This is a genomic window from Patescibacteria group bacterium, assembly GCA_028717685.1.
Classification (GTDB): Bacteria; Patescibacteriota; JAQUNI01; order JAQUNI01; family JAQUNI01; genus JAQUNI01.
Window position 1 is genome coordinate 675,448 of sequence record JAQUNI010000001.1, and the last position, 20,323, is coordinate 695,770.

The window sequence follows — 20,323 nt, forward strand, 5'->3', positions numbered from 1 at the left end:
TAAATAAAAAATAAAGAGGAGGTAAGAATGAAAAAGTATATTTACATCTTGGTTATTCTAGTTGTGATCGTGGTGGGTTTAGGAGCTTATTTTTTGTGGAAGCGGTCAAATGCGCCGCAAGCCGCGCCTTCTGTTGGTCCGCAGAGCGTTTCGCAGGTGCTGTCGGAGGTGGAAAAGATCTCCGGGTTGCCCAGCGCAAAGCCAGTAAAAGTGAAACAGGATTTTGGCAGCACAGAGAATTTGCTGGACGCTCAAGGCTTTACCTTTACAGCAAAGTTGGGTGCGCCGGAAATTCAGCAAAAAGTTGACTCTACAGATGAGTGGCTCAAAAATCAGGGATTTACGGCACAAGAATTCAAGCAACCCGAATCAGACAGTGTGGGTAATCGGTTTATAAAATACAAAAAAGGCTCCACGGAGTGCGTTTTGGAAAAAACGGACATTGAAAGCCAAGACACAAGCGAAGTCTCTTTTGGTTGTCGTGAATTAAAGTAGAGGGAAGGCGAAGCCGCATAAAAAACAGACACGCGAGGCAACTCTAGAGAGGTGAAACTTGAGAGATTTCTGTTTAAAAAAATCAAAACAAAAAAATATAAGGATGGAATATGGTCATTATTCTATATTTTGCCTAGGCTAGTCTTGGGTATATTTTTTGTTTTTAGCTGATAAAGAAAAAGGGGAATAGTTTTGCGCGCGTCAAAATATCAGGGTGATAGTATGAGCGCACTAAATTACACATAAAATTTTGCCCTTTTGGAAAAATATGCTAAAGTAGTTTGATGTTTTCGGGAAGGAGGGAAACATCAAAAAGTTTTGTTTTTTCGTTCTTTCATAAATAAGAGCCGCGCGCGGCGGAATATTGGGATAGGCTCTTTTTTGTTTATTAGTTAAGGGAGGAATTGTGGTATGGATAAGAGAAAGGTCAACATAGGTTTAATTGGTTACAAATTTATGGGCAAGGCGCACAGCCACGCTTATCTGGATATGCCTAAATTTTTTCCGGATACAAGTGGTGTGCCGGTAATGCAGGCTGTGTGCGGAAGGAACGCAAGTGATCTTATTACTTTTGCGCGACAATGGGGATGGAAAAATTCATGTACGGATTGGCGCGATCTTATAGAACGGGATGATATTGATCTCGTGGACATTACCGCACCGAACAATAGTCACGCAGAAATCGCTATTGCAGCTGCGAAAGCAGGTAAACATGTGTTCTGTGAAAAACCGCTAGCAATGAACGTCATTGAAGCACGAGATATGCTAGGAGCTGTAAAAGAAGCTGGTGTCAAGCACATGATCAACTTTAATTATCGTAAAGCTCCAGCAATCGCACTTGCGAAGAAGATGATTGACGAGGGAAAGCTTGGTAAAATCTATCACTTCCGCAGCGTCTATCTGCAGGACTGGATAATTAACCCTGATTTTCCGATCGTATGGCGCCTAGATAAGACTGTTGCCGGTTCGGGCTCTCTTGGAGACCTTGGCGCTCATATAGTGGACCTTGCCAGATACCTCATTGGTGAGTTCAAGTTCGTTGTTGGTATGGGAGAGACTTTTATTAAGGAACGTCCATTGACCGAGATCGGCACTACCGGCGGATTAGCGGCAAAAGCGACTGGTGGCAAGGGCGAAGTTACTGTTGACGATGCTACGCTATTCCTCGCGAGGTTTGTAAATGGTGCTGTGGCGACTTTTGAGGTAACAAGGTTCGCCACAGGAAGGAAGAATTATAACAGATTTGAGATTAACGGCAGTAAAGGCAGTATAGTATTCAACCTTGAAAGAATGAATGAGCTGGAATACTACAATGTTGATGATCCTGAAGGTTTGCAGGGATTCAGAGTAATTCAGGTCACCGATCCATCACATCCATATATGCAAGCTTGGTGGCCGCCAGCCCACATCATCGGGTATGAACATACCTTTATACATCAGGTCTATGACTTGATGCAGGCTATAGCCAGTGATAAACAGGCATCTCCAAACTTTGAAGATGGCTTGGAATGTCAAAGAGTGTTGGAAGCAGTAAAGTGTTCGATAGAGGATGATAAATGGGTTCAGATATATTACATGTAACCCATTGGGTTATTGAAAAAAACAAGAAAGGAGAAAAGAAAAATGGCAAGACCAGTGACTCTTTTTACAGGACAATGGGCAGATTTACCCCTAGAAAAACTTGCAATCATGGCAAAAAAGTTTGGCTATGATGGGCTTGAACTTGCGTGTTGGGGCGATCACTTTGACGTGAGTGCCGCATTAAAGGTTAATTACTGTAGAGACAGATATTCAATTCTGCGTAATCAGGGGCTTGGAGTTTGGGCAATAAGTAATCACCTTGCTGGACAGGCAGTATGTGATAACATAGATCAGCGACATCAATCAATTCTTCCACCGCATATATGGGGTGATGGAAATCCTGAAGGTGTAAGACAAAGGGCGGCAGAGGAAATGAAAAATACAGCGAGAGCCGCTAGAATATTTGCTGATATAGTGGGTCACGAAATAGTCGTCTGCGGGTTTACTGGTTCAGGTATATGGCATCTGCTTTATTCATTCCCGCCTGTTTCACCAGATATGATTGATGCTGGATACAAGGATTTCGCAGATAGATGGAATCCGATTCTTGACGTTTTTGACGAGGTTGGAGTGAAATTCGCTCTGGAGGCGCACCCAACGGAGATAGCATTTGACGCATGTTCAGCAGCGAGAGCAGTTGAGGTATTAGATGGACGCAAAGCTTTCGGCTTCAACTATGACCCCAGCCATCTTGTGTATCAGGGGGTTGACTACATTAAATTCCTTGAAATGTTTGGCGATAGAATCTATCACGTACATATGAAGGATGCGTGGAAATCTGACAAACCAACCCTCGCTGGCACATTTGGGGGGCACACTAACTTTGGCGATGTGAGACGCAATTGGGATTTCAGGTCGCTGGGGCGCGGAAGTGTTGATTTTGAGGAGATCATTCGTATGCTCAACAGGGTCAATTATCAAGGTCCATTGAGTGTGGAATGGGAAGATTCAGGCATGGATCGTGAGCATGGCGCCGTTGAAGCCTGCGAGTTTGTGAAGGCATTGGATTTTCCGCCTTCAACTACAGCCTTTGATGCTGCTTTTGAGAAGAAGTAAATTTTCATTGATACCCTGCAATCGTTCGATTGCAGGTTTTTTATTTTTTTTGGAATTGTGTTAAAATAAACATAAAGCTACAAACAAGCCGTCTGTAAAAATAAAGATCAAAAAATAACTTAAAAAAATATGCCTAAGAAAAAATTATTACTCGGGATTTTGATTCCAGTTGGCGTTTTGATTTTAATCATTGTCGGCTTGTGGGTCTGGGGTTTTAGAGTACGTAAAAGTTTTTCCGCGAGGCAAAACATTACTGTTGATTTGCCGCAAGGAATGGATTACCAAAATTTGAATTCGGATGACCAAAAGAAACTTTTGCAGGATATTAAAAAGCACCTTCCAAATAAGATTGTAGTTCCTAATGAAGAAGGGCAGCCGGTGCGGATTGTGCAGGATGTGATATTGACTCAAAATCAAAAAGCGCTGCCTGCGGGATTAAAGTCGCTTAGCGGCGACAAAATTCTGGAGAGCACGCCTGCTCAAACTCTTCCTCTTTTCAGTCAACCTCAAGCCGCATCCGAGAAAACAGATATTAAGGGAGCTTCTCGCGTGAAACAAGTTCAAGGGAGGAAGATAGCGGCTAGTGAGAGCGGCTCGGAACAGGAAGAAGAAATTAACTGGCCGGCGCTTGCCTATTCTTATAATGTGCCGCCGGGCGGTCAGGATAAGGGCGTGGAGTACAAGGAAATGGTGAAGATTATGGAGCTCACTAAAAAATATTATCCCACACTGGTCAAATATTATGGCGAGCCTTTTAATGTTAAAAATCGGTTTCTGATGTTTGTTTATGACCCTGCGGCTGAATCTTCCGTTTTCCTTCCCCAATACGATACGATTATCTTAGCAAGTTCCAGACCTTGGGAAGTGATTCCCGCTTTTGTCGCCGCGTTTCAAAGCAATTTTTACTCTGTGATTCCGGAAACTTGGAGAGACGGCATGGTTTATGCCGTAGCGCAACTCGCGATTCGGCAATTTCCAGAGGATTGGCCTCGCGATCCAATGATGGATATAATCGTTCAGGGTGTGGAAGGCAGTTATGAAAAATATAATGTGGCGGCTTATCCTATCTTGGGCGCGAAGACCACTTATCTTAATGATTTTCCTGATTTTGCTTGGAAACGTCCTTTTTTGGCAGCCGCGGCGTGGCTCAAAATTTATCAATATGACAGAGAGTTCTTCCGCCGAATGAATATTGAGCTTTATGGCAATTCCTTGGACAGCGAAATCTGGCAGGATGAAATGAAGGTCTTTCTGCGCACCAAGAATATTTTTTATCCCGAGATTGAAAAGTTTACACCGGACTCTTGGTATAATAATCAGCATGTTTTACATCAAACACAAACCAATCCCATTGTTTTTTTAATGTGGGCGCTTTTTGGCAGCACCTTTGTGGTGGAGGACAATGGGATTCATCTGTATGAATTTAAAACTGCGAATGCCGGGCAAGGGACGCGTTTTGAGCCCCGCCAGAATCGTTCGCATATGCTCCAAATTCACAATGACCGCGCTTTACTTCAAACTATCAGCCGGAATACAGACAGCCGTGGTCAGATTGACATTCCTCTCGCGGAAGCAGGGACTTTAAGCAACGGTCGCTATGAAGTGAGATATAGCGAGGAAGTCATTCCCATTAACTATGCCTACTTTACGGAAAAACCGTATGCCTTATATGGAAGCGTGGATAATTTCGGGGAAGGGAAGATTTTAGCTTATGACCAGAACCAAAATCTGTTGGGAGAGGCGCCGATTTCCGCAGGCGCTTTTCGTTTTGAGAGACACTTTCAGGGCGTGATTAAATTAGATATTCAGGACTACTTGGGTGATATTCCTTTACATAAGGAGCTTTCCAAACCTGAAGGTCCATATTATGCCGCCCTCGCTTCGCGCTCCTCCTCTTATGAGCCGGAGGGACCAGGCTCGCGCGGCGCTCCGCCGATCGGCGAAGGTGAGACAACCGCACCGGAGAGCGAGGACACTTCTCCCGCTCCTCGCAATGTAGCGCCTCCAGCGCCGCAGACAGAAGGACTGCCGAATACTTTTATTTCCGACAAGTATAAATTTAAGATTAATTATCCAGATGATTTTGACGCGACGGACACCACTAAATTACAGGGACCAAACCTGACTCCTGATATTCCTATTAAAAGCGAACAAGCGGCGCAGTTTACGGAAAAGAATAAGCAAATCGGCGCGAAAGAGGTGGGGATTATTTGGCATTCCAATCCGGATAAATCGTTGAAAAGTTTTGCGGAAGATTATACGTCTATAACAGCAACAGAGGCGCAGTATGGCGCCCTGACCATTAACGGTCGGGAGGTAGTTACGGCGAAGTATAAAGTGACGCCGGGGGCGCCCGGTAATCCAGCCGCGCGGCTCCCCGAGGTGGAAATGAAAAGTTATTTTATAAACAGGGGGACTGATGTTTTTATTTTTGGTTGCACTCTAGATAAAGAGAGCCAGGATTTGCTCAATAAAATGATTCAGACCTTTGATTTTGTGCAATAAATTGGTTAACTTTCTAAAAAGGAGGTTAAAATGAAAATTAGACATTTGGTTTTAATTCCTATCCTACTCGGGTCATTAGCGATTTTGCCCGGTTGCACTGGTTATGAAATTTTAGATGTTGCTTTTGAAATTGCGGATGACATGTTTCATTTAAGTGGCGATGATGACCACGATGGCTTGACTAATCATCAAGAAGAGAGTGCGCATACCAATCCTGATGATCCTGATACGGATCATGATGGGCTGGACGATTATCAAGAGGTGAGGATTTACAAAACTGACCCCAATAATCCGGATACAGACGGTGATGGAATGATGGATGGTCCAGAGGTATATGCGGGACGCAATCCCCTCGTGCCTGATAATCCTGAACCGGGTACGGTTAGCCGTGGAGGGTCGGAGGAAGAGGATACAACGCCGCAAGCAGACCAGGACAGCGCGCCACCCGCCGAGACTCCTACCGAACCCCGCGAGAGCAGTGAGGCGCCGGTTTTGACAGGGGGGCATACCTATCTTAATGAAGCCTGCCGTTTTTCTTTTCATTATCCTAATGATTGGGAGATTCAAAGCGCAGAATTTTATACAATGTTAGATGGGACCAAAGCAGATTTTCCGACGGTAATTTTAGTAAGAGATGAAGCTCCTAATGACAAGATTGCCTTGAATATGCGCCAGGCTTTTTGTATGACCGTGGAGCCATATGACAAGAAGACAGAGAGCGCCGGCGCGAGAAAAGTGAATGTTTACACTTATTATAGCGCTGATCGCAAAACAAAAATTGGCGGCTGTTTGGAAGCAGAAGTAGAGGCGCTTAATATGAAGGGCAAAACAGTGACCTATACCTTTATTTCGCAATCCGATGATTCCATAGTTCTATCCGCTTTTAAAGAAGCAGTCAAAACATTCCAAGTGATAAAATAATCAAGACTGGAAAATATTCAATTAATATAAAAAAATGCGCACTGAACAAGAGATTCAAACCAAACTTTCTGAACTTGAAAAAGAGTTAGCAGAAATAGAAGAAGGTTTTGATGATGAGATTGAAATGGCGGAGGATGATGATAATACAAAGGAAGCAGAAAATTTGGAAGGTGAAAAGGAGATTAAGATGGAAAAATTAGAGAAGCAGGTGGAAATTCTAAGGTGGGTTTTAAGCTAATATGAATAAAATAAACCTCGGCAAAACTTGCGCCGAGGTTTATTGTCTTTAAATAAAAGGACTCTAATCTAGAATTCTTTCACTGTGCCAAATAAAAAACTCTCCATTATTTTTTGCCAGATGCGCGGCAATACTTGGAGGGACAATGTTTCTGAATCTTGGTTCCAGTCAATTTTAGCTTGCTCCACGTTTTTTTTGTCCAAAATAATACCGTACACTTCACTCTCTTCAGTAATACTACCCGAGTAAGGAGAGATATTGGCCATATAAGCATGGAGGGTGACCGTAGCAATATGCTCATTGCTGGTATAAATCGTTTTTAAGATTTCGCCCATCTTGAGCAGAGTATTCCTTTTAGCAGTTTTAGTGTCTAAATAGTAGTCAGTGTTAAATTCCAAGCTGACGCCATAATTTTCCTCCTTGGTCATTTGGCGGACAACGAGCAGAGAGGAGATGCGCAGATAAGGCTGCCCTACATTATTATTGCCAGCCAAGACATTTTTGATTTTAGACTCAATGTCGTGGATTGTTGCCTCTTCTTGTGCTTTTTCTCTGGCCGAACGTTGCTCTAATTCTTCAGCCGTTTCGGCGATTTTTTCCTCCTGTCTGGAAACTGGTCCGTATTTTTCTTGAATCTTTTTGCGGTGGAGATATTTGGGAATGATCACGGCTAATATAATTATCATCACGATAAAGATAATCACTCCTATGATAATAACCTTTTTATTTTGCATCAATTTTTGGAGCATAGATTTGTTTTTATTTTTTTGCACCTTTATTATAGTTTATTCCACCCAAGATAACAACGGAAGGGTTTACCCCTATTTTTATTGATGCTATAATATTTAATACTAATCAAATATGTTTAATGATATGCCTAAAATTATCGTTGTTTCCGGACCGGTGATTGTGGAAGATGGCAAAGTCCTGTTAAATCAACACGGCGAGGATAATTTTTGGAAATTCTGCGGCGGCAGGGTAGAGGATTATAATGCTGATTTAGTGGAAAACGCGCGGCGCGAGGCTAAAGAGGAAATGGGGATTGATATAGAAGTGATTAATGAAAATCCTTTTATTACTCATCTCCAAAAAGAAACAGCGGAAGGCAAGGTTGATGTTATTTTGGCGCATTTTTTAGTAAAAAGGATAGGCGAAGTGAAACCTGATGTTGAAATCAGGGAGTGGAATTGGTTTTCTGTAGATAACCTTCCTGAAAATACGGCGCCAAATGTGAAGCCAGCCTTGAAGCATTTTGGATTTTAAGCCGTCTATTAGCGAGCGAACTTCAATATCCTTTATTTTACAAAAATGAGAGATGAGTGGGGGAACGAAGCAATTTTATTGATGACTATGTTCAAAGTCATTCCAATAATTTTTTAAAGCTCAATGAATATTGAGTTTTATGAAATTGCTTCGTTGTCCGCCTGGGGCGGACTCCTCGCAATAACAAATGGATAATACTAAAAAACCCGGAGTGGGCGTAGGAGTAATGCTTTTGAAAGAGGGTAAGGTCTTGCTCGGCAAACGGCATTTTGATGCGGCGCGAGCGGACAGCGAGCTCCACGGCGAAGGCACTTGGACTATGCCCGGCGGCAAATTGCATTTTCACGAAGAATTAGAGGGCGCGGCGTATCGCGAGGTTTTGGAGGAAACAGGGGTGACCATTAATCAAAAAAAACTAAAGATGTTTAGTGTCACCAATGATATTGTGAAAGATGCGCATTTTGTGACCATTGGTTTTTTATGCGAAGATTTTCAAGGCGAACCAAAGGTAATGGAACCCGATGAAATTACAGAATGGCGCTGGTTTGCTTTAGACAAGCTCCCTCGCCCCATTTTCTTCCCGAGTAGAAAGATTTTAAATCAATACCAAAATTTTATAGACTTGAATCACAAGTAAGTAATTTCGGTGATTTCTAAACTATCAAATCTTTCGTTTTAATTTAGGTTTGGCAGTTTAAAAAATGGTATGCGGTTTGTTAAATATTTTTTAGTAATGATCTTTATTCTGATTGCGGTTTTTGTGATTTATCCGAAATTAAAGATTTCTTTTCATGAGATCCCTTTGTTATTTCAAGAGGCAAATAAGTTTTTGATTCTACTTCTTTTAGGGCTTCAGGTCGTTGTTTATTTAGGGGATGGTTGGCTCTCTAAATTACTTTTAGGAATAGCGGGTTTTCCCTTAAGCATCAGAGATACTTTGAAGGTGGCAATTTTAGGCAATTTAGGCAACCAAACAATACCTGTTACGGGGGGGCCGGCTGCGACTTACTATTTTTATCGTAAACTCAAGGTCCCTCCTGAAGGGATTTTTTTCTTGGTTTGGACTTGGTTCATTTCTGTCTGGGGCGTAAATCTTTTTTTCTTTCTTGTGGCGCTTTTTTTTCTGCCGGGCTCAATCTTGGGCTTAATTCAGCAAAAATTTTTCTTTGTTTTTTTGGTTCTTTTTGCGACACTTTTATTTATGAGTTATTTTTTATTGAGAAACCAGGGAAAGAGCCTCTTTTTTATTCTCCGTCCGTTGCTTGCGTTCGCGAATAAAATCGGTAGGCATTTTCACAATAAAAATTTCATCACGCCAAAACGGTTAAAAAGATTTGTGGCTGGAATGAGCGGAGGTTTACGCTTTTTGTGGTCTAATAAAAGCAAACTTCCTAAGATTATCCTCGCTTCCTCTATATTTTATCTAGGGACGATTGCCACCCTTTATTCTGCTTTTTTAGTTTTTGGTTTTAGACCCAATCCTTTCTATGTGATTTTTGGCTTTACGGTTTCTTCTATTTTAGCTCTTTTAACCTTTATGCCCGAGGCGCCAGGCGTTATAGAGGCTTCTCTTAGCGGGGTGTTTGTGGGTTTAGGTTTTCCCGCTCACATTGCTTTATTTGCGGCGATTTTATTTCGTTTTTTTTCTTACTGGATTTTTTTCCCTTTGGGACTCCATCTTTTTTTGACTTTGAGAAGAAAAAATAAACAAACTAACGATGTCAGAGAGCCTTAAAGAAAAACTAGCCCTGGTCCTGATCGCATATTGGGCGACTATCTTGGCGGCGCGCAGTTTTATTTTTTATTACGGGAACAAAAATCTAGCCGCACCTTTGATTATGATTGGCGGATTTCATATTTACCACTTTATTATTGGTCTTTTTTTGATTTTAATTTTTGGTGGCTTATTTTATCTATTGGGTTTGCAAAGAAATTTTTTTTCCCTTACTTTTTTGGGCATAGGACTTGGGCTTTTGTTTGATGAATTGTCTTTTTTATTTAGTTTGCGGTTCAACGACTATTGGGGGGTGCGCAATTTTCTGGCTATTGCGATTTTGGGACTCCCTTTGTCTTTATTTGTGTTTTGGCCAAAGAGGAAGCGGACAGAAGAGACTCCTGTTTCTAAAAGAATGTTTAATCGCAAGTCGGGCAGGCATTTTATTTCCGTAGTGATTCCAGCATTTAATGAGGAGAAATTTTTAGCAAGGAGCCTTCAAAGCCTTGCACGCCAAAGTTATCAAGATTTTGAACTTATTGTAGTAGATAACAATTCACAAGATAAAACGCGGGAGATTGCCGAAAGTTTCGGCACCAAAGTTATTTTTGAACCAAAAAGGGGGGTAGAGTGTGCGCGGCAGGCAGGGTTTCAGGCTGCCCAAGGGAAAATTATCGCGACTACTGACGCAGATACAGTTTTACCGCGAGATTGGCTGGAGCGCATTGTGCTGGAATTTAAAAAAGATAAGAATTTAGTTGCCTTTGGTGGTCTTTATATCCTTGATTCAGGGACATTTCCAGCTAAGTTAGGTGTATATTATTTTCTTTACCCAATCTGGATTTGGGACCGGTTAATCTCTGGTGGTTGGAGTTTGGCTGGAGCTAATTTGGCGGTGTGCAAAAGAGCTTTCTTAAAGGTTGGCGGTTTTACGCCAGAGATCAAACTGGGTGAAGATATCAATCTTGCTCGGAAACTCAAGGCCGTTGGCAGGGTGAAGCTGGACCCTCATTTTCGAGTACGCACCTCGGGACGGCGTTTTAAGGATGGTCTTTTAAGGGCGCTTTTTACTTATGCGCCCAATCGTATCGCGAGCACAGTTTTTGCCCGAGAAAAATTTCATCACCATTTTCCCACTATTCGCACGGAAACATCGTTGTTTCAGAGATCATTTTTGCTTCCCCTTTTGTTCGCTACTCTCTTTCTTTTCTTTTTATTTTATTTTTCGAACCCCTTAATTTCCGAAGCCAAGGGCGTGAAGCTCATCAAACGAGGCGTTGCTTCTCCTGTGCGAGAGGTAAAGAAAAATAGCAAAGAGATGAAGAATTTTTTCGTGAAAGCCGAAAAGGGCATCAAGAGCGGGAAAAGATTGCAACACTATAAAATATGGAAATTTCCAAAATTACATCACCTCAAGTTTTCTTGACCTTTGATGACGGACCGAGCGCGCCTTTCACCAATGAGATTTTAGATATTTTAGCAGGGTTTCAAGTGCTGGCTTCTTTTTTTGTTTGCGGCAAAAATGTAGAGCGGCATCCCGAAATTGCCAAAAGGATTGCGGCGGGCGGGCATACGCTTGGCAATCATAGTTATTCCCATTCTCGTTTTTTATCTTTGACTGGCTGTTTATCTTCCGAAATAGAAAAAACCCAATCCATTATCCAAGAAGTTACGGGAGTGAGGGTAAAATTTTTTCGGCCTCCTTGGGGGTATGTTCGTCCTTGGCTTGCAAGTTATCTCAAAAAGCAAGGTTACCAATTAGCGCTTTGGGATATAAAAGTTTATGATTGGCAAAAGCCGGCTGCCGCCATTATTGCTAAGCGAGTTTTACAAAAAGTGAAACCGAACGCTGTTATTCTTCTGCATGATGGCGATAGAACCCGCCTTTCCTGTGACCGTTCCCAGACCGTTCTTGCCCTTCCTATGATTATTCAGAACTTAAAAGAAAAAGGTTATACATTCGGTAAAATTGTTTAGCACTCATTTTTAAGATTCTGTTACAATAAAAACGCCCTTGGTTAATTCTAAGGGTGTTTTTTACCCCGTTAGAGAACAAAGTTTTCTAATGGGGTTTATCTGATAATTTTTTAATCCAGATTTATGGGTTGGGCGGATGATGAAAGCGGGCAACTAAATCCATAATTACCTTTTTGATTTTTTGCGGATGGGGGAGGGCATTAAAATAAAATTTATCCTGCTCCGCGCCAGCGGATTCAATCTCAATATCGCCATAGTCTAAAAATGCGGCAAGGATGCCAAACATTTTAATGGAAATGTCCTGAATGTTATATAATTTTAATTCATTCAAATTATATTTAAAAAATCCTTTTTGTTCATTTTCCATAACCCTCTTGTTGGTTATAATCACCGTGTTTAGGGTATAAATCATAATATTGTAAAAAGCGATCATCCATAAAATAAAAAGATAAACCGCCGCTAAAAACCAATAGACAGAGGAGAAGATTTCATACCAGCCGCTTGCTGCGATTAAAAAATAAATCCAGAAAGGAATTAAAGCAAAGAGGGCAAGGACGAAAAGAGGTCCGAATAATCTAATCCAGTGCCGGCGAGTGAGCAAAATAACTGTTTCATCTGGCTGGCGGCCGCGGAAATTATTTGTGGAAGAAAAGATAGGCATAAAATTAAGTCAAAACTCAAATCTCAAAAGTCAAAACTTAGAAGATATTTTGGGAAATTTCGTCCCAGTTGATTTGGCGATAAAGGATAAGAATAATGGCGAAAAAGAAAAAAGAACCCAAGAAGAAACACAGGGCTAAAATCTTAGGTTTACCCCCCACGCCAAACCGAATGAAATGATAGATAACGCAAAAGGCGTACCAAAAATAGATGGCAAGGAATATCAAGAAAACAATTAAGGGAAGATTGAAGCCATTTTCAAGAATAGAACCCATATTTTATGTTAAGTATAATTAAATCTATTTTAGCAGGAATCAGATAAATTGGCAAAGAGTTTTCCCGCGTTTCTAATTATGTTAGAATAGAATCAATTAAAAAATAAAATAATATTCGTTTTATGCCACTCAAAAAGTTTGGAAACAAAAAAATAAGGGTGCGCAAGTTAAATAAAAGGGATTTAGAACAGCCAAAGAAATTTCAGGATTTTATTAATTCTTTAGTGAAAGAAGACGTAATGATTTTGATGAATAGCAAAAAGACGCAAAAAGAAGAAAAGGATTGGGTTAAAGAACAGTTAGATAAAATCGCCAGAAAGAAAAAGATTTCTTTAGTAGCTGAATGCGAAGGGCGGATTGTGGGAGGCGCGAATCTAGAATTATGGAGAGAGCGCAAAAACCATATCGCGGAATTCGGGATTACGATTCGGGATGGCTATCGCGGGATTGGTTTAGGGCAGTACTTAATGGCTAAAATTATTCAGTATGCTAGGTGCGACTTGCAACCTTGTCCAAAGATCATCCGTTTAAGTGTTTATGAAGGAAACGATCCGGCAATAGGGTTGTATAAAAAAATGGGTTTTCGGGAAGCCGCGCGCATCCCGAAACAAATCCAATTTCAAGGAAAACTTATTGATGAAATTGTGATGCTTTTGGAATTGTAAATATCCATAGGTTAAAAGTCCGCTCCGTTGAAGTAGTCTTCGGTGGAGTAGGCTAAGCCCGTGAGGCTTCATTTACAAGCTGCGGAGGAAAAGACCGTAGCCTTGTTTTTTTATTGAAGATTTGCTAAGCTACCTTGTTTTACAGATTAAGTATAAAATCAGTTATTGGTAGAAATATAGATTGATGGCTTTTTCAACAAAGGAGATGAGTGATGGAAGAAGTTAATGTATTTATTCCCGGGAAGATTGTGCGGTTGTCGGTAGAAGATATAGAAGGTAATCAAAGCGAGGAACGCTTTAAGGTTCAAAGGAGACTCGGCACGGGTTACGCTGGCGAAGTCTATCTCTTGACCCATCAGGATTCAAAAGAGAAGGTGGTCTTGAAAATTCTGCGTTCGGGCAATTTTTTAAAGAGAATTATCGCGCTCTTGGCGCGGCTATTCGCCACTTCTGATTTTGCTTGGTGTGAGGCGGAGGTAAAGATGGCGGTTTTGCACCGTACGCTTTTACCCCTTGCAGTTAAAAAGAGGATAGGAAGAGATTATCTCATCCCTTCTTGGCGCCGCAGTTATACTCGGATTCCAGAAAAGAAGGCGTGGGGAATTTTTTTAGAGTATGATGATCTCCGTTCTGCCTATCACGGGACATTGTCCGGAGTAGATGATCTAGAGGTTAAAGAGCGGGCGAGGACAGCCCATATTTTGATTGATTATTTCAAGGGGATTGGCGCCCTTGCCTTTGCTTGGCAGTTTAATCATTTTAAGCGCGAGCCGAGAGGCAAATGGTATGTTTGGTGCACTTTGTTTTGCGCCTTAGCCGTTCTTCTTCTCACCATCTTTCTAAATCTTCCTTATGACCCGAAAGTGAATATGCTGGGGGTTTTGTGCCTCTTTTTCGGTCTCGCGGGCGCCTCTTGGTTATCCGCAGATAATCTGAAGAAAAGTGAAAAGCACGGATTTTTCCGCGGTCCGGATTTAGAGCTTGGAATGCCGCACATTGGATTCTGTCTGCCTGTAGGGTTTCTGGTTGTGTCAGCTCTCTTCCTGATGCATAAATTTTGGGGACTTTCTCCCTCTTGGGCGATTTTTTTAGCCTTACTCTTTTCTCCGGGCTATCTTTTCTTGTTCGAGTTGCCCTTGTTTTGGGAGAATATCAAGAAGGGTTACCCTATTCCTTTCGGACAATTAGAGATAGAGGAATTTGCTTATGCTTTTGGGGGTGATCCGGAATTAAAAGAAGATATTGAGCAATATCGCTCTCTGCTTTATCAGTTTGAGTCGGGAAGGCTTAATCCGATTAATCGTTTGTTCGCTTTGTTGGTTTTAAGGCGGCTTTTGCCTTTTTCCGGGCGGGAATGGCGGCGGCGCACTATTGAACGTTGGGGACTAAAGGGAAAAAACACTTCAGGGCAAGCGCAGAAGATGTGGGAAAGTTTTGCTTATTATTTTTTCTTTCTGGCGGTAAGTTTGTTTGGTATAATCCCTTGGCGTTTTATGCTGGACCGTGCTTTTCGCCAGAGGCAAATCGTTTATTGGAAGATGAGGCGGCTGGAAAAGATGTTGCAAAAAGGACAGATAAGCCGTCGGACAGCGAGAGAATTAGCTCTAGATAGAGTAAGCTTATTTTCTTTTTTCCTAAGCTCCGTTTTAATTCGGAAGTTTTATCGCCTTGCTTTTGAGCGGCATTATCGGAGGCTTTTTCTGCGCAATACTTTCAAGATTTTCTGGAACAGAGAGTTTCTGAAAAGGCGGGCGGTCGCTCGTTTTCAGCGCTATCTGACGAATCAAAGGCGCGATGGCCGCATCACAGACCAATATTATTACAGGATAAAGCGTTTGCAAGAAGTAACCGCTATTCACTGGTGGTTAATCCTGTATTTTAGCTTGCTTGCCCCTAAGTCAATCACCTGGTCTGTGCGCATCGCGGCAATTTCAGGGTTTTTGATGGCTCGGAAGTTATTAGACATAATGCCGGGATTGCCTAACTGGCTTGCCGAGATCATCAGGTATGATATTGTTCCGCACGTGCCGGGCTGGCTTGCCGTCATTCTTTTAGCGATGGGGATTACAGCCTTATATGAGATTGTGGCCACACTAATCTTCGGAGCGTTTTTTCTCCTGCGGCTTATTCCGCGGCTGAAGATGGAGAGGTTTCTAGCGGGTCGAGTTATCGTGGCTTTGTTGAATTTTTTCCTGTATGTTATTTTCGCTTGCCTAAACGGCATTCCCGGGTTTTCTATCGTGGGAGTGCCGTTGGCTGTGTCTTCAACCCCTTACCGCTCTCCCTTTTGGCTGTTGACGATAATCCGTTGGCAGTCATTGTTCTTGGGATTTATCCGTCTCATATCCCTTGGGATGTGGGATAAAGGAGGACTGGGGGAATTCTATTTTGCCGAGCTTGGCGTTAACAGCCAAGCCCGTATTATCCTTAAACTTTGTGCCCTGCCTGCTTGAAAAACAGCGCAGGGTTTTTTTATTTTGTATTTTGAATTACGAAATATATTTTGTCATTGTGGGCGATTTTTTCTCCTCTTGACCTGCGGGAGGTGGGGAGGGGTCTAATTTATAGATAGATGACTATTCTCCCACCCCCTCCCCGCCCGCCTCGCCTGAAGCGAAGCGATGGCGGGCAGGCATCTCCCCCTCGGGCAGGGGGAGTGGATACATTTCGTAATTCAAGCTTTTGTAATATAATGGGGTTATGATAAACAATAGAATTTCCCGAGCCGTCATTCAAAAAATAGAAAAAGAAGCTAAAGCATATTTTCGCGGCGCGAGCGGCTGCCACGACTGGAGTCATGTGGAAAGGGTCTTAAAGCTTGCGCTTCATTTGGGTCGCAGAGAAAAAGCGGATTTAGGCATTTTAGAGGTCGCGGCTTTATTGCATGATATCGGACGGCGCGAAGAAATGAAGGCGAAAGGCGCTTTCTGCCATGCTGAAGCTGGGTCTGCCTTGGCGCAAAAAATTCTAGGGAAGTATAAATTTAATAAAGACACGGTGAGGAATATTATTCATTGCATCAGGACTCACCGTTTTCGCGACCGCCGGAATGTTCCGAAAACCATTGAAGCTAAAGCGCTGTTTGACGCAGATAAACTGGATTCGATCGGCGCGGTGGGTTTGGGACGCGCCTTTCTCTTCGCGGGTGGTCCGGGTTCGGGCAATCTTTATACGGGCAATGAGAGACATTTAGCGAAAACAGGACGCGACTACTCTTTTACCAAAGAGGACTCTGCTTTTCTGGAATACGAAATTAAACTGAAAAAAATTAAAGATGTAATGCTTACTGCAAGCGGCAGGAGGATTGCCCTTGGCCGGCATCGTTTTATGGTTAATTTTTGGCAGCAGTTTTGGCAGGAGGTAGAGGGGAGAAAATAATTTTATAAAAATTTATGCACAAATGGAAATGTCAAAAATCAGAACTCATTTTGGATACGAAATATTTTAAAGTGCGCAGGGATACTGTCAAATTACCGAATCAAGAAATAGTAGAATGGATTTATTGGGACAGCAAAGATTCGGCAATGGTTTTAGGTATGACTTTTGATAAAAAGCTGGTAATGATTCAGCAGTACCGTTATTTAGCGGACAGAGAGGTATTGGAATTTCCCTCCGGCGGCTTGCATAACAATGAGAATATTGAGGAATGCGCGCGGCGGGAATTTGAAGAAGAAAGCGGGTATAGGTGCGGTCAACTAATTAAACTTGGTTCATTTTATGAAACCTATGGCCAGCTCAATCGCAAAATCCATTTCTTTTTCGCGCCGCAAGTGCAAAAAACCAAACAGAATCTGGATCAAGGCGAAAAAGGTTTTGAAGATATCAAGGTAGAGCTCGTGGAGTTTAAGGACGCGGTGCGGATGGCATCCGACAATACTATTGTCGCTATGGGCTCGGCTTTGGCAATTTTGTTGCTAAAGGAGAAGATAGAAAATAAGGAGATTAAAATTTGAAACTATTCATTTATGGCGAGTTTTAAAACCCATATTTCCTTTGGGATCATTTTAGGTATTGTAGCGATGGTTGCGGTTTTGTTTTACACCTCGCTTGCTAGCGGTTTTTTGTTTTCCGTTTTATTTTTTTTAGCCATTGTTTTAGGTTCCTTTCTGCCTGATTTTGACAGTGATGAAAGTATGCCCTTTCAAATTGTTTTCGGATTAGCGGCTTTGGTTTCCGCAGCGATCATTTTGATTTATTTTTATAAGCAAGATCCGCATAACTTTAAATTTTTAATCGGCGCGCCCCTTGCCGTTTTTATTTTTGTCCGATTTATTTTGGGCGCGATTTTTAAAAAGTTTACCCACCACCGCGGTATTTTTCATTCATTGCCGATGATGGGTGCGGCGGCGCTCTCTGCGCTTTTAATCTTCAGCCAATTTAATTTTTCGCCCCGCGAAAAGATTCTGCTCGCAGGCGGGGTGGGCTTGGGATTTTTAGGGCATCTTATTTTGGATGAACTGAAATCAGCTACACGCTTCAGAGGGATTTTTTTGATTCCGAGCCATTCCTTGGGGAGCGCTTTGAAACTGGTATCGCGATCGCGGATTGCAACTGTTTTTCTTTATTTAATTTTAGCGGTTTTAATTGGTTCAAACTGGCCAATCCTGAAGCAATTTTGAATGGATTAGCGACAGCCCTTGAAGAGACTACTATATAAGACCATCTTTAAGATGTCGTTCTGGGAGATTATGTGGTAAAATAGAAATAGAAATAGGACTTTCGCGTTGGGTAATAATTAAATTGAATATACTTATTGTCATTCCCGCCCCGTAATAAATACGGGGTAAACTCCAGCGGGAATCCAGGATTAGTGCTATCAATCTGGATCCCCGATCGGGTCGGGGATGACATTAAACGCGAAAGTCCTGAAATTAAAATAAAAATATGGAGAACAATCAAAATTTAGAGGCCTTACTTCCGGAAAACCGAAAGCCATCTCCGAAGAAAAAAAAGCGAGCTAGTAAAGTAGTAGCTATTATTATTGCCGTTCTTCTTTTGGGAATAATGGTTATCTTAGGTATTCAGAGACTGACTTTCAAACCGACTTCGATTCTTACCCCTTCTCTTCCCTCCGTCACTCGTAAGACCGAGGAGGTGAAAAAATTTGAGGGGGCGCAGGATTTCAAAGCTTATCTGGAAAAGGGGGCTATGCTTTCCGACAGCAGCTACTATCCTTCCGGCGCGGGTTTAGGGGGCAATCTTTTAAGGGAGGGAATGCCGACTTCAGAAGCAGCCGCGCCTACTGCCGCGCCTACTGATCTTGCCAAAGAGACTCCTTCTTCCGAAAGAGCTTCCGAAACCAATGTTCAGGTGGCGGGAATTGATGAGCCGGATATTGTCAAAACCGACGGCAAGGAGATTTATTATTCCGGAACGAACCGCTATTATCCTCTATATAGTGAAGGATCAGAGAGCGTTCCTCCCTACAGCGAGGCAAAAACACGGATTTTGAGGGCTTTTCCACCTGAAGATTTAGCCAAGAAATCCGAAATTGACAAGACAGGCAATTTACTTTTGGATAAAGATATTTTGATTGTCTTTTCGGAGCCGAATATCATAGGCTACAATGTCGCCGACCCGGAGAAGCCGGAAAAGAAATGGGAGCTTGCGCTGGAAGAGAGCACTGCTCTAGTAGCGGCGCGTTTATATCAAGACAAAATCTATTTAGTAACCCGCAATCAAATTAACGGAAATGAGCCTTGTCCGATTAAACCCTTGAGCGTGAACGGGGTCGCTTTAGAGTTTTCTTGCGGAGATATTTATCATCCTTCTGAAGTTATTCCCGTGGATGTGACTTTTATGGCGATGACTATTGATCCCGACTCGGGCAAGGTGGAGGATAAAATTTCCTTTGTGGGTTCTTCAGGCTCTTCGGTAGTTTATATGTCTTCCGGCGCGCTCTATGTGACCTATACTTATTACTCGAGCGTGGCGGGATTTTTATTTGACTTTTATAAAAACAAAGCCTCGGATTTAATTTCCGAAGACGCTTTAAAGAAGTTGGAGAAAATTAAGGATTATGACTTGAGCGAGCGGGCGCGCCTCACGGAAATTGAGGTTATTCTGGCTAATTATGCGGCGTCGCTCGCGTCTGATGAAGCTTTAAGAATAGAGAATGAAACCACAAACCGTATGGCGGCTTACCAAAAAGAACATCAAAGGGAATTGGAAAAAACAGGAATTGTGAAGATAGGACTAGATAAAGGTTTAGAAGTGCAGGCGGCGGGGGCAGTGGCGGGTCGTCCCTTAAATCAATTTGCCCTGGATGAATATGAAAGCAATTTGCGCGTTGCCACGACGGTGGGCGGGCGAAGCGGATTTATAGGACAAGCAGAGAGCGCCAATGATGTTTATATTCTAGATAAAGAATTAGAGCCGAAAGGTCAAGTCCATGATTTGGGGGTTAGCGAGCGGATTTACGCGGTGCGGTTTATTGAAGACAAGGGTTATGTGGTGACCTTTAAAGAGACTGACCCTTTTTATGTTTTAGACTTAAGTAATCCCGAAAAGCCAGTGATGGCTGGAGAGCTTAAAATCCCGGGTTATTCTGGTTATTTGCATCCCATTACCAAGGATAAAATTTTAGGCATTGGCGAAGAAAATGGCAAAGTCAAAATTTCTTTTTTTGATGTTTCTACTGCCGCCAATCCCAAAGAATTGGACAAGTACCTTTTAGATGAATATTACTCCGCTGTTCTGGAAACGCATCATGCCTTCCTTCTGGATAAAAAGCATAATGTCTTTTTTCTGCCCGGGGAAAAGGGGGGATATATTTTTTCTTACGGGGATGAAAAGTTGAAACTGGTGAAAGCGGTTTCGGAATTTAATGTGGAACGCGCGATCTATCTTGATGACTATCTGTATATTATCAGCAACAGCAAGATCACCGTGCTCAATGAGACGAATTGGGAAACGGTCAAAGAATTGTCATTTTAACCGTGGTTTATATCTAATCAATTTTCTTGAAGAAATT

General features: G+C 42.2%; 20 protein-coding genes. 17 read left to right on the forward strand and 3 right to left on the reverse strand.

Annotated elements, in window-relative coordinates; genetic code table 11:
• Positions 1-27: 27 nt before the first annotated feature.
• The 6 genes from PHW01_03330 (at position 28) to PHW01_03355 (ending at position 6,796) form a co-directional block, all read left to right on the forward strand.
• Positions 28-495, forward strand: coding sequence for a hypothetical protein (locus PHW01_03330; protein MDD5627009.1), 468 nt, complete (start codon positions 28-30; stop codon positions 493-495).
• A gap of 411 nt (positions 496-906) precedes the next feature.
• Positions 907-2,076, forward strand: coding sequence for a Gfo/Idh/MocA family oxidoreductase (locus tag PHW01_03335; protein ID MDD5627010.1), 1,170 nt, complete (start codon positions 907-909; stop codon positions 2,074-2,076).
• A 42-nt stretch (positions 2,077-2,118) separates the two neighbouring features.
• On the forward strand, positions 2,119-3,132 hold the full coding sequence (locus PHW01_03340; GenBank protein MDD5627011.1) for a sugar phosphate isomerase/epimerase: 1,014 nt from the start codon (positions 2,119-2,121) through the stop codon (positions 3,130-3,132).
• Between the two features lie 129 nt (positions 3,133-3,261).
• Positions 3,262-5,637, forward strand: coding sequence for a hypothetical protein (locus PHW01_03345; GenBank protein ID MDD5627012.1), 2,376 nt, complete (start codon positions 3,262-3,264; stop codon positions 5,635-5,637).
• A gap of 30 nt (positions 5,638-5,667) precedes the next feature.
• A complete protein-coding gene (locus PHW01_03350; protein ID MDD5627013.1) occupies positions 5,668-6,558 on the forward strand; it encodes a hypothetical protein in 891 nt (296 codons plus the stop codon).
• A 34-nt stretch (positions 6,559-6,592) separates the two neighbouring features.
• The gene (locus PHW01_03355; GenBank protein ID MDD5627014.1) at positions 6,593-6,796 is read left to right on the forward strand and encodes a hypothetical protein; all 204 of its coding nucleotides are present in this window, start codon (positions 6,593-6,595) and stop codon (positions 6,794-6,796) included.
• A 68-nt stretch (positions 6,797-6,864) separates the two neighbouring features.
• Here PHW01_03355 and PHW01_03360 read toward each other — a convergent pair whose 3' ends face one another.
• On the reverse strand, positions 6,865-7,545 hold the full coding sequence (locus PHW01_03360) for a hypothetical protein (protein MDD5627015.1): 681 nt from the start codon (positions 7,543-7,545) through the stop codon (positions 6,865-6,867).
• Between the two features lie 124 nt (positions 7,546-7,669).
• On the opposite strand from PHW01_03360, the gene PHW01_03365 reads away from it, so the two are divergent.
• From PHW01_03365 to PHW01_03385, 5 genes are all read left to right on the forward strand, one after another.
• On the forward strand, positions 7,670-8,059 hold the full coding sequence (locus PHW01_03365) for an NUDIX domain-containing protein (GenBank protein MDD5627016.1): 390 nt from the start codon (positions 7,670-7,672) through the stop codon (positions 8,057-8,059).
• 187 nt (positions 8,060-8,246) lie between these two features.
• Positions 8,247-8,696, forward strand: coding sequence for an NUDIX domain-containing protein (locus PHW01_03370; GenBank protein MDD5627017.1), 450 nt, complete (start codon positions 8,247-8,249; stop codon positions 8,694-8,696).
• Between the two features lie 69 nt (positions 8,697-8,765).
• Complete coding sequence (locus tag PHW01_03375) at positions 8,766-9,794, forward strand: lysylphosphatidylglycerol synthase transmembrane domain-containing protein (protein ID MDD5627018.1); 1,029 nt, start codon at positions 8,766-8,768, stop codon at positions 9,792-9,794.
• Positions 9,778-11,199 carry a glycosyltransferase gene (locus PHW01_03380; protein ID MDD5627019.1) on the forward strand — a complete coding sequence of 474 codons (1,422 nt, stop codon included), beginning with the start codon at positions 9,778-9,780 and terminating at the stop codon, positions 11,197-11,199. Before PHW01_03375 ends, PHW01_03380 begins: the two co-directional genes overlap by 17 nt.
• Entirely contained in the window at positions 11,160-11,750 is a 591-nt protein-coding gene (locus PHW01_03385; protein MDD5627020.1) for a polysaccharide deacetylase family protein, read from the forward strand. The genes PHW01_03380 and PHW01_03385 overlap by 40 nt, the downstream gene beginning before the upstream one ends.
• Before the next feature lie 121 nt (positions 11,751-11,871).
• On the opposite strand, the gene PHW01_03390 is transcribed toward PHW01_03385, so the two are convergent.
• A complete protein-coding gene (locus tag PHW01_03390; GenBank protein MDD5627021.1) occupies positions 11,872-12,411 on the reverse strand; it encodes a PH domain-containing protein in 540 nt (179 codons plus the stop codon).
• Positions 12,412-12,448: 37 nt separating this feature from the next.
• Entirely contained in the window at positions 12,449-12,685 is a 237-nt protein-coding gene (locus PHW01_03395; GenBank protein MDD5627022.1) for a hypothetical protein, read from the reverse strand.
• A gap of 122 nt (positions 12,686-12,807) precedes the next feature.
• On the opposite strand from PHW01_03395, the gene PHW01_03400 reads away from it, so the two are divergent.
• The 6 genes from PHW01_03400 (at position 12,808) to PHW01_03425 (ending at position 20,286) form a co-directional block, all read left to right on the forward strand.
• Positions 12,808-13,350 carry a GNAT family N-acetyltransferase gene (locus PHW01_03400; GenBank protein MDD5627023.1) on the forward strand — a complete coding sequence of 181 codons (543 nt, stop codon included), beginning with the start codon at positions 12,808-12,810 and terminating at the stop codon, positions 13,348-13,350.
• 212 nt (positions 13,351-13,562) lie between these two features.
• Positions 13,563-15,803 (forward strand): hypothetical protein, encoded by a 2,241-nt coding sequence (locus PHW01_03405; protein MDD5627024.1) that lies wholly within the window; start codon positions 13,563-13,565, stop codon positions 15,801-15,803.
• Positions 15,804-16,050: 247 nt separating this feature from the next.
• A complete protein-coding gene (locus PHW01_03410) occupies positions 16,051-16,728 on the forward strand; it encodes an HD domain-containing protein (GenBank protein MDD5627025.1) in 678 nt (225 codons plus the stop codon).
• A gap of 14 nt (positions 16,729-16,742) precedes the next feature.
• Positions 16,743-17,303 carry an NUDIX hydrolase gene (locus tag PHW01_03415; protein ID MDD5627026.1) on the forward strand — a complete coding sequence of 187 codons (561 nt, stop codon included), beginning with the start codon at positions 16,743-16,745 and terminating at the stop codon, positions 17,301-17,303.
• Between the two features lie 12 nt (positions 17,304-17,315).
• Positions 17,316-17,969, forward strand: a complete 654-nt coding sequence (locus PHW01_03420) for a metal-dependent hydrolase (protein MDD5627027.1) — start codon at positions 17,316-17,318, stop codon at positions 17,967-17,969.
• 265 nt (positions 17,970-18,234) lie between these two features.
• Complete coding sequence (locus tag PHW01_03425; protein MDD5627028.1) at positions 18,235-20,286, forward strand: beta-propeller domain-containing protein; 2,052 nt, start codon at positions 18,235-18,237, stop codon at positions 20,284-20,286.
• Positions 20,287-20,323 lie beyond the last annotated feature (37 nt).

Coding starts and splice junctions, on each gene's coding strand:
- PHW01_03355 (MDD5627014.1), top strand. CDS start 6,593: ATGCGCACTGAACAAGAGATTCAAACCAAACTTTCTGAACTTGAAAAA.
- PHW01_03365 (MDD5627016.1), top strand. CDS start 7,670: ATGCCTAAAATTATCGTTGTTTCCGGACCGGTGATTGTGGAAGATGGC.
- PHW01_03410 (MDD5627025.1), top strand. CDS start 16,051: ATGATAAACAATAGAATTTCCCGAGCCGTCATTCAAAAAATAGAAAAA.
- PHW01_03385 (MDD5627020.1), top strand. CDS start 11,160: ATGGAAATTTCCAAAATTACATCACCTCAAGTTTTCTTGACCTTTGAT.
- PHW01_03370 (MDD5627017.1), top strand. CDS start 8,247: ATGGATAATACTAAAAAACCCGGAGTGGGCGTAGGAGTAATGCTTTTG.
- PHW01_03415 (MDD5627026.1), top strand. CDS start 16,743: ATGCACAAATGGAAATGTCAAAAATCAGAACTCATTTTGGATACGAAA.
- PHW01_03375 (MDD5627018.1), top strand. CDS start 8,766: ATGCGGTTTGTTAAATATTTTTTAGTAATGATCTTTATTCTGATTGCG.
- PHW01_03390 (MDD5627021.1), bottom strand. CDS start 12,411: ATGCCTATCTTTTCTTCCACAAATAATTTCCGCGGCCGCCAGCCAGAT.
- PHW01_03335 (MDD5627010.1), top strand. CDS start 907: ATGGATAAGAGAAAGGTCAACATAGGTTTAATTGGTTACAAATTTATG.
- PHW01_03380 (MDD5627019.1), top strand. CDS start 9,778: ATGTCAGAGAGCCTTAAAGAAAAACTAGCCCTGGTCCTGATCGCATAT.
- PHW01_03405 (MDD5627024.1), top strand. CDS start 13,563: ATGGAAGAAGTTAATGTATTTATTCCCGGGAAGATTGTGCGGTTGTCG.
- PHW01_03425 (MDD5627028.1), top strand. CDS start 18,235: ATGGAGAACAATCAAAATTTAGAGGCCTTACTTCCGGAAAACCGAAAG.
- PHW01_03400 (MDD5627023.1), top strand. CDS start 12,808: ATGCCACTCAAAAAGTTTGGAAACAAAAAAATAAGGGTGCGCAAGTTA.
- PHW01_03345 (MDD5627012.1), top strand. CDS start 3,262: ATGCCTAAGAAAAAATTATTACTCGGGATTTTGATTCCAGTTGGCGTT.
- PHW01_03350 (MDD5627013.1), top strand. CDS start 5,668: ATGAAAATTAGACATTTGGTTTTAATTCCTATCCTACTCGGGTCATTA.
- PHW01_03395 (MDD5627022.1), bottom strand. CDS start 12,685: ATGGGTTCTATTCTTGAAAATGGCTTCAATCTTCCCTTAATTGTTTTC.
- PHW01_03340 (MDD5627011.1), top strand. CDS start 2,119: ATGGCAAGACCAGTGACTCTTTTTACAGGACAATGGGCAGATTTACCC.
- PHW01_03420 (MDD5627027.1), top strand. CDS start 17,316: ATGGCGAGTTTTAAAACCCATATTTCCTTTGGGATCATTTTAGGTATT.
- PHW01_03330 (MDD5627009.1), top strand. CDS start 28: ATGAAAAAGTATATTTACATCTTGGTTATTCTAGTTGTGATCGTGGTG.
- PHW01_03360 (MDD5627015.1), bottom strand. CDS start 7,545: ATGCTCCAAAAATTGATGCAAAATAAAAAGGTTATTATCATAGGAGTG.